Annotated in this window: 7 protein-coding genes; all 7 read right to left on the bottom strand. The window is 49.6% G+C overall.

All coding sequences use genetic code 11. The features are described 5' to 3' along the window. Nucleotides 1-6: 6 nt before the first annotated feature. A complete protein-coding gene (locus Xmir_RS21345) occupies nt 7-3,255 on the bottom strand; it encodes an Ig-like domain-containing protein (protein ID WP_099116023.1) in 3,249 nt (1,082 codons plus the stop codon). Nucleotides 3,256-3,601: 346 nt separating this feature from the next. Next, entirely contained in the window at nt 3,602-4,069 is a 468-nt protein-coding gene (locus Xmir_RS21350) for a hypothetical protein (protein WP_099116024.1), read from the bottom strand. A gap of 431 nt (nt 4,070-4,500) precedes the next feature. Beyond that, nucleotides 4,501-4,698, bottom strand: a complete 198-nt coding sequence (locus tag Xmir_RS29685; RefSeq protein WP_244171010.1) for a hypothetical protein — start codon at nt 4,696-4,698, stop codon at nt 4,501-4,503. Between the two features lie 972 nt (nt 4,699-5,670). Then, nucleotides 5,671-7,185 carry a conjugal transfer protein TraG N-terminal domain-containing protein gene (locus Xmir_RS21360; RefSeq protein ID WP_099116025.1) on the bottom strand — a complete coding sequence of 505 codons (1,515 nt, stop codon included), beginning with the start codon at nt 7,183-7,185 and terminating at the stop codon, nt 5,671-5,673. Further along, a complete protein-coding gene (locus tag Xmir_RS21365; protein WP_208620468.1) occupies nt 7,182-7,520 on the bottom strand; it encodes a hypothetical protein in 339 nt (112 codons plus the stop codon). Before Xmir_RS21365 ends, Xmir_RS21360 begins: the two co-directional genes overlap by 4 nt. 5 nt (nt 7,521-7,525) lie before the next feature. Next, nucleotides 7,526-8,959 carry an integrating conjugative element protein gene (locus tag Xmir_RS21370; protein WP_099116027.1) on the bottom strand — a complete coding sequence of 478 codons (1,434 nt, stop codon included), beginning with the start codon at nt 8,957-8,959 and terminating at the stop codon, nt 7,526-7,528. Between the two features lie 16 nt (nt 8,960-8,975). Continuing rightward, nucleotides 8,976-9,770 (bottom strand): TIGR03756 family integrating conjugative element protein (locus Xmir_RS21375; RefSeq protein WP_099116028.1); only part of this gene is annotated, 795 nt, incomplete at its 5' end.

The raw sequence follows: 9,770 nt of genomic DNA on the forward strand, positions 1-9,770 counted from the left end.
ATGCCATTACTTACCACACGCAAATGCCGTCATCGCCCAGGCATTTCGCACCCACAGGTCAGCCCCTGCCCAAAATGCCCATTTTGCCTGATGTTCTGCTGAGCCTGAGCTGGCGGCAAGGTAATCCGTTGACGTCACATAAAATTCCTGTACCCAGCCGTCATAAAGATAAAAATTACCCCACTCCTCATAGAATTGTTCGAGCGCATATTTGGAGGCAATCTGGCTGCCAAGTGATTGACAAAGCTGTTTTGCATTCGAGTAAAAATCTTCTGTCAGGCCTGAGCGCTCAAACCAGGTATAACCCGTTAAGGTCAGTACCACCTGTTGCCCTGTCTCATCGATGCCCGTGAGTCTTACACCATCCGGATTCTGCTGCACCTGCACCATATCACCGGATACCGTCACTGAGGGGGAATCACTCTGCCAGTTCACCCGGCCTGTATTGCCTGCCGTGATAAGGCGGAATTTTGCACCACGCCAGAATACCGAAGGCCCACTGATGCCAAAGGATTTCTGGTTAGCATTGCCCCCCTGACTGTCAACCGCAACGGTATCAACAAGGCGTAACGGTGTGATAAATTCCACAACCGGAGACACAATCTGCTGCTTACCAATCCGGGCAGTGACCGAAACCCGGTCTGCATAGTGACTGATAAAGGTGGCGGTAGCTTTTCCCTGACGGTCTGTCCGGTCATCGGCAAAAATCATTTCACCAGAATTTCCCGACCAATCGACGGGTTTATCAGACACACCCTGACCCTGACTCTCTGTCACTGTTACCGTAAAGGTCACCCAGTCTTCGCCATCCGCTGCCGCACGGGTTTTATTGACACCGATTGCCGATGAGAGGACTTCATCAAAAATCACCACAGGCGCTGCCACCTGATTATCCCCAACCAGAATCTGGACCTGATGCAGTCCCGGAAATGTACTGCTCAGCTGAACTTTTGTCTGTCCCTGATTATCAGTTTGTGTGCGCTCGGAAGACAGCACCCCGTAATCCGTTTGCCAACCCACCGGCTGATTTGCCACGGGTAACCCCAGTGAATCTTTCACCGTGGCCGTCAACATAACCGTATCCTGTCCATCACCTTTGGCCCGGATTTTATTCACCGTGATAAAAGGTTTCAGCAAACGCTTAAAAATCACCGGAGAAGCACTGAACATTTTTCCTGACACTTCCGTACTCACTATTGCCATCCCTGCGGTGCGGCTGACTAACCGGGCTGTCGCTTCTCCCCGGCTGTTTGTCTGCTCCTGTTTATCCAGCAGTTGCCCGTTATCCGCTGACCAGTGTACTTCGCTGTGGGCAACGGGCTGATCCGCCGCATCGCGCACTTTGACAGTATAAAATACACTGTCCTGACCATCGGCAATGGCAGTCTGTTTGTCCGCCTGAAGCGTGTGCGTTAACGAGGCAATAAAGCTAATCGGAGAAGCCATCACCGTTTCACTGCCAACCGCCGCCGTCACTTCGGCATTTCCTGATACCCGGCTGGTTAAATAAGCGATGGCCTGTCCTTTCGGATCGGTCCTTAATGAAAATGAAGAAAACTGACCGAGATTAGTCTGCCAGCCAACGGTCTGGTTCGAAGCAGGCTCTCCGGCTGCATTTTTGACAGTGACGGTCAGCATTGCCCTTGCTTTTCCATCGGATCTGACACTGTGCTTATCAAGGGTGATTACCGGTATCAGCACCGCATCAAACTGTACCGAAGGCGCAATGGTAACGTACTCACCGGCAGCAACGCGTACTGTGTGCAGACCCTGCTGACGGCTGCGCAGCGCGACCGATGTCTGCCCCTGCGCATCCGTTTTTTGTCTGGTCTGCGATAATTCGCCTTTGTCACTTGACCAGATGACGGCCTGATTAGGGACAGGAGTACCTTCCTGATCGGTGACCATTACGGTATAGATCACAGGATCATGACCATCGGCTTTTGCCTGCGTTTTATTCGCTGTCACCTGCCACTGCTTTTCGGTCGGCAGACTCACTATCCTGATTTCTGCCCGGTTAGAGCGATGACCTCGATTATCAACGGCAACCCCCGAAAGCCGGACGGGTTTTTCCGTGGTTTTCGGCAACCGTAATGTCACTTTATCTGGTTGCTGATAAAGTATTTTTCCGCCTGCCTGCTGTAATTCATGGACATCAAGTTCTAAACGTGCCAGGGGATATTTGGATTGGATAACCGGCACAAAGGTCACTGCCTTGCCTTCATAGCCTTTAACCGATGCGGGGAAGGCCAGTGTTATCAGGGTCTGCTTCTGATAATCCAGCACCATATCACTGCGCCGGTTCACAAAATCCAACGGGCTGGATCTCAGACTGCGCAGTGGTGCGACTGCGTTCGGGTCAAGTTGCTGGCTGAATGGCACACCCAACCGATAATTGAGGTTCAGGGTAAAACGGTTCTCACTGGCACCTTGTTTACCCCGCCGAAAATCCGCCCCTAACGTCACTAACGGCACGGGTGTGGAAGTCAGCCCGGCGGTGACGCTGTACGGGTTTTTCTGGCGTTCTGATCCACCGAATAAGGCAACCTGCTGCCCATAATAGTGTTCATACTTCAACTGTCCGCCCCAGTGAGGAAAAGCAGACAAATAAGCTTCGGCCTGAATATCCCAGCCATTGGCCGGTCTTGCGTCAAAATCCGTCAGCCGGGCGGGCTTCCAATGGGATAAGCGCTGGTAAAGATTGGCAGACAGTTTGACGTTATCATGCCAGGCTTCCAGCCCGAGACTGTAACGGTGATGCTGCGCCGGCCATCGTGCATCCCAGAAGGCATTGACACCCCATAACCCGTTATCGGTTAAATAGCGATAGCCGAATCCGACGGCCGTTGTTGCCTGACCATGATGGGTTTTTACCCCTAACTGGCTGAATGTTGCCCCTGAAACCGATTGATAAAAAGGCAGTAACCAATCCAATGCAACGTCTTTTAACGAAAAATGGCGGTCGAAAGGGAGTGTGAGGCGGGCATGGCCGTATTGATTCAACCACGGTGTCAGTGTTGATGTCACCGCAGACGATAACTGCTGGGCAGCCATTGTTTTTGCTGCTTCGTTGGGAGATTGCGATTGAGTAAGTTGCCCCCATTGTGCGGTGATTTCGGCCAATTTTTGTCCCTGCGGGTCTTGGTTTGGAACTGCCGGCATGGCCTGACCGGGAAAACTGAGTGACAGGCTCAATACGCTGATAATCAGAGAGTTTGCGCTGTTGTACCGCGTGGATTGGATTTTTTGCACCACGGATTGTGACCCTTTTCATTAATGATGAAAGGGGTAATATGATTGAAAAACAGCGCATATACAGTGCGTAATTCTTTTTCCGACAGTGAAAATTAAAACAAATAATTCAAACGAAGTTAATAATACAAGAGAGAGAATTTTTTCATGATCCTTTATTCTGTGCCTATATAAGATTTATCTGTCTAACTTTACTTAAGAAAGGCATAATATTTAGTCCGCTGGATTTTAAACGCGAGCCGTTACAATTAGGTGACAAAACGGAGCCGTGTTGGACAGAAGAGATTGCTGCATAAATGTCCCAGGGGTTTTTATGCTTTCCAGCTCTGTCGCAGGAAATATGTGATATTCACGCTCGTCTATACGACCATCTTCTTATTATACCGTGATATTTATTTACACTCGAAATGACGCAATTATATTCCTTTCCTTTGTTTGGTATAAAAAATGTACTCACTGGATTTTTTAACTCTTTATCAAGATTAAAAAATATATTAATGTCTGGCTCCATGCTACCTATAAATTCATAGGTATTACTTATCCCTTCAGGTGATAGAGTAACGACTAAAGGTCTGGAATGGCCTGGAGGAATAAACGTCGAGCGAGCAGACATTATCCCAGTATATGTATTTATGTTATACCTATTGTTCACGTTTAAACCCACGTATTTTGATCCCAAACTGGATAGTTTTTTAAAGCACTCAGCGTCATATTGAGGCGCTAAAGTACCATTTTGTAATACGGCATAGACAAATTTCAGTATAACTGAAACTTCTCCCTCAAAAGAATTGGCATGAATTTCTTTCATTTTTTTCATAAATTGACGCCCTTGTAATGGTAAATGATGTCTGAATGAGATTAATTAATAAACGCTCAAGTCGATTATAGATTATGGTGCATATACAGCATCTTAATAATTAAGTCTTTCAAAACAGGTATCCAATATTTTTTACATGACTTTCTTTGCGGTGTTCGGAAGCAAGAGCCAACTCAATAGCCAACCTATCAGGAACCCCCTTTCCTTATACTTTAATCTCTAAAGGGGGTTTATATTTAATGCCGGTTAATTCTGACAAATCGACCTCTTTTCCCGTCGTGAGAAAGAGGTTTCTGCGCCTCAGGTTGTACAGGTGAAGGCAATGCTCACACATATCAGCCACATTCGCCGGATTTTTGATTGCTTTAAGTGTCCTGACCGCGTATTTACCACACCGGCACCGCACAACATAGATGGCACTGTTTTTATGGTTACCCCCGTTGCGATAAAGGCCGGACACCTAACACGGTCAAAAAACCCCATTCATAGCCCTGAATCTGCATCAGTATGTTGATTAACTTGAGTTCTCTTTTATTTAAACGCAAATCATACGTGGTTTTGTAAGGAATAAAATGACTGAATCGTTTTTGAATTTTCTTGCTCTTACCATTTTTATCAGTATCGCTCATCACTTTCCCTGACCCATTTCAGCCTATATTAAAGTTTTTTCAATTTAACCCTTTTCATTATTCATTCAATAGCGAAAAAACTCAATTTAATCGGTAAATTGGATCCGAACCGGTGTATTCTCATCAACCTAAACGGCGAAGCCTCAATGGGTTCGACCAGTGAGGCTTCTATAAATTGTCTACCACCATAAACAAGAGAGTTTATATAGATAAAACATGATAAGTATATCCTTTTCAAGGTAAGCCATCTTGAGTGAAATAACACTCCGTTATTGCGTTTTTTGTGAGATACCGCATGAATATTAAACTCATACCATGCTGACATGAAATATAAAAAGACAGAAAAGAGATATAACCCGCCCTGAATGAAGAAAAGTCATCAATCCATTCAATAATACATTTTCGTTAAATAACTTACTTACCCGCACCGTTAAACATATTTATTGGGTCTTTCCTTGCTAAGGAAATATAAATAGGCCAAAAGATAAAATTGCTCGAAAAATGGGTTAAACCCATTTTATTTTCACTGTAATAAATAGCAAAGCCTCAAGGGCCACGACCCTTGAGGCTTCTATATTAAATATCGCCCACTACCCTAAAGAGGATATCCGATATAAATAATGACATTATAACGCTTTATATATAAGTCATATTGGCTTAAAGGGCACTTAATCATTTTATTTTTTGTGATGCAGGTCATCAGTGTTGTGTGAATTATGTGAATTATGTGAATTATGTGAATTATGTGAATTATGTGAATTATGTGAATTATGTGAATTATGTGAATTATGTGAATTATGTGAATATAAGACCTAAATTCAGAGAAGAGTAAATTAAAACATTAACGCGACAATATGAATTATTTAAATTATCGAAACCATTATCTATAGAATTAAATAAAGGAAAATATTAAATTCAAACTAAATTTAAGGAATAGCGTCCTATCCCCTAAATTTTAAGCACATAATTTATCTACTTTCCTTTAGATAACACCCGCTGCATCACCATCTGTCCGAACATGCCCGCAGACTGCCTGACCTGCCCGACACCCTGGCTCATCATGCCGGCCATATCGCCCATCCGCACACCGGCCCACGCGAATGCGCCCAACCAGACCATTGGCAGGACAATAAACAGCGTGCCCATCACCAGCCCCATGATTAAATCGTCTGAGGTGTTCTGCATGCCGGCCAGATTAAACAGGCTGTGGGTGTCTGAACCGTACAGGGCTTCCAGCAAATGGCTGTCCAGCCAGCGGGCGGTTTCCCACCAGAAGGTCAGGAAATTCAACGCGAAAATGACAAAAGTCAGCGTGAAGATGGTTTTAAACTCATAGGCCGCAAACAGTAGTATCAATGGGATTAAGATATACAACGCCATCAGGATCACCGCCTGCATCATCGGCAGCGCCTGTCGCACCGCATCGAACATGGGCATACTGAGTAATCCGCCCAATAACGCCCCTGCCGAAGCACCCACCCGGTTGCCCGCATCCAACAACGTGGGATCAGCATTGCCACCATAGCCGGCATAGACATAACCCGCCTGAGAAACCGTCAGATTCACGGGGCTGACCAGACGGCGGATCACCGCTTCCTGATATTTCGGCGTATTTTTGCCCAGCATTTTCAGGGTCGCCGACAGGCGCAACCACAAGCCCGGATCGGCCTGAGCCAGCACCCGGTCTTTCAGGCCGGTGTTGGCGGCTGACCACCAGGCTTTACAGGTCGGGTATCCTCCCTGCCCGGTATACGGTCGCCCATTGTCCCGGTCCTCCTGCCACGGAAAATCCGCTCGGGGGGTACGGGATTGCAGGGTATTGTAATCCCCGGCTAAAAACGTGCGGCTGCCCAACCAGTCAATATCATTCAGGATAATCGGATCGGCGATGTGCTCCCGATCGCGTTGTTTCCACTGATACAGGGCTAAGGCATAGCAATCGTGAGTAAAATCCTGCAACTCCGCGGCCAATGCCGGGTTGCTGATGCGGGTGTGCTGCACGTCAAAGCGCAGTTGCCGCAAATCCGGCCGACAGGGAATGGATGCCACCGCGGCCTGGGTCAGTCCTTTGGACAACCGGTGTACCACCGCCCACCAGAGGGGCACAGCCGCGGTCTGGTTGTTCAGGCTGGACATCACCGGCGCATACCCACTTTTATCCGGCGCTGTCGGTGTCCAGGTGCCACAGCTTTTGGCACGGGATTGGTCGTACTGAAGCGTGGTCAGGCTGACATTCACCAGCGGCACACAACACACCACCATCACAAAAAAGGCACAGTACAGGATATTCTCAATCCGGGCGAGCGACTGTAATCCGCCATGGCCCTCTTCTTCACCACACTCTTGCACTTTCAGCCAGACCGCAATCACTTTTATCACTAACGGCAGCGTAAACAGCCCGGTGGCAATCAGTATTTGCCACAGGCCATTGTTGACGACCCAGCCGAGTAAGGTCAGAAAGTATTCCAGATAGCTGTTGGTCGTCATAGCACATCCTCAATATTGCCTGACAGGGCATATTCACCCAGCAGGATAAACAGCAGGCTGACCACCATTATCCGTATCAACACGGCGCGATATTCTGGCTGATGTGTTGTCTTCTGCCAGATTTTCTTACCGCCCCAGCCCAGTACGGTATACAGGCATAACCGCCAGACTAACCAGAATCCCCCGGTTTCGGTCACCCAGTGGTGAATGAGGTTAAGTTTTTCTGCCTGATGCAGCCCGACCCAACCTGTCGCCAAAGTGATGCCCACCATCAACACGATGAGCAGTGATAACACGGCACCTTTTCTTAATATTGAATGCTTCTCTGCCATCATTCTCCTTACCTACGCTCACGATTTGGCATTTCCAGCTGATAAAAACGCGTATCCATGCTGTCCGGCACCTGTTTTTGCGGATGCTCTTTAATGCGTTGGGTGTCCCGCTCAATAATGGTCAGGATGGCATTGTGGGCCAGTTCCCGTTTCAGCAGCATTTCATTCTTCAGGGCAGTGATTTCCCGGTCCAGTGCGGCAATCCGCCGTTCCCCTTCGGCCAATGCTTCGGATTGCGCCGCCGCATTGGGTTCAGACATGCCGGTGATAAGCATCCGCCGCATCAGTAACGCCGTTTCGGTGGTTTCGGCCATCGCCAGTTCCCCCGCTAAACGCCCCGTCAGGGCAGCCCGGTCCGGGTCGCGCTGCAACGCCTGAATGACCCCCTGGGTCACCGCCAGACTACCGGTTTTCAGTTTTCTCAGATTGGCCATCGTGGGCTTTTCCGCGCCGCTGACCAGTTTCACCAGTTGTTCCGTATTGGTTTGGGTATGGGCCTCCAGCATCGGGGCAAAGCCCGTCCCCGCGACGGTGGTGCCCGGCTGGTGTTTCTCGCCGCCACTGGTGCAGTCTGCTGCCTGAGCACAGGTACGGATAGCCCGGTCGCCCAGAATGCGGATCACCGCTTCGGCTGCCTCACGGGCATTGCTGAATTTACGGCAGGCACTGCCCTCACACTTCAGGGTGCTGACCGATGACTGGCTCAGTACCGGCAACTGATTCATCATATTAAAACCGGCACTGGCTAAATCCCGGGTCGGGCGAATCGCATTCTGGCCCTTACCGCCCTGCCGTTGCCCGCCAATCCATGAATGCCCGCTGGCGCCCGTCACTTTACTGCCGGCGTTATTCACACGTACCGCATCACCATCGCCACTGTTAACCAGCATTTTGTATTCCTGTAAAGTAGCCGACTGCGTCCATTTGGTGTTCTGCGCAAAGTCCATCATTTTATTGGCCATCGCCCGGCAATTGAACTGGGCTTTATCGAACGCCACATTGGCCTGCAACACGCCATTAGTCAGCATGTCATACAGCCCCGGATTGGCCCGCTGGATAATCATCGCCGGCAGGCTGGCCACGGCACCGGTGGCCCCCTGAATCACATCACCCATCAGATTCTTAAATCCGGCCGTGATACCGTTCAACTGATTGCTGACAGTGGCTTTCAGGTCAAAATTGCCGCACATTAAATCCGAACTCCAGCCCAGTTCTAACCCACCGAGGGTGGCGGAACCACTGCGACTGGCCGGTTCAGAAATCACCGAACCGCCCCCCAGGGTATAGAACAGCGTATCGGACACCGCACCGCTGGCTTCTGCCCCATAGCCCAGTGCACTGCGGTTCACCTGCGGTAAGGTCAGGGACAGCCCGGTGGCGTTGGCCTGTGCAAAAGTCATTGCCAGCCCGCTGACTATCAGCCATAACGTTTTTCTTTTCATTGTCATCCATCCCTTTTCAGATATCCGTACTGCCGAGAAAACGCTGACCACGCCGCTGACAGCAACTGTAAGGCTGCCACAGGGCATAGGCCTGATTGCCATTGCTTGCCGCCGTGTGTTCCCCATCCGGAAACACCGCGCAGGACCGACTTAACTGCGGTGATAACCGCTGCCATTGGTGATTTTGAGTGCCGGTATTTTCTGTCACCGGTTCGGGTGGCCAATAACCGTCGGCGCGCTGACCTTTTAATGCCTGATAAACATGCGGCTGACCGGCGCGGGTGATAATATCCGCGACCCGCTGTGCGACCACGGCAGATGCCTTGTCATCATCGGTCTGATTGACAAAGCCTGAGCGCGGATAAATATGGCTCCACATAGTGCCGGCCATCTGGCGGCCCAGCTCCCGCTGACCGGGTATCAGCGCTTCCGGATAGAACGATTCCGGCAGACCCGAGCGCCACGCTACCGAATCCAGTGTGCTGATAAAATAAGGCACCAACGGGGTGGCGGCACTGCGACACGAATAACCGGGGATTTGCCCACCTATCAGGTTAGTTGCCGGATGCCCGATGGCATCGGCATATTTGAAACGCAGACTGGTACGCCTCTGCCCGGCAATCTGAACATTGTGATTACCCCCGCCGGCGTTCAGGTGAGAAAACGCCCCGGTCACGGTATTTTCCACTCCGCCTGAGAGTTGACTGACCTGCGCCATTTCTGTCCATGGATTGCCACCGGGAGCCTGATAGGTAGACACCACCACTTCGGGAAGATAATGGGTCACCTTAACCGAGGTTTTCACGGTACA

Source organism: Xenorhabdus miraniensis (assembly GCF_002632615.1).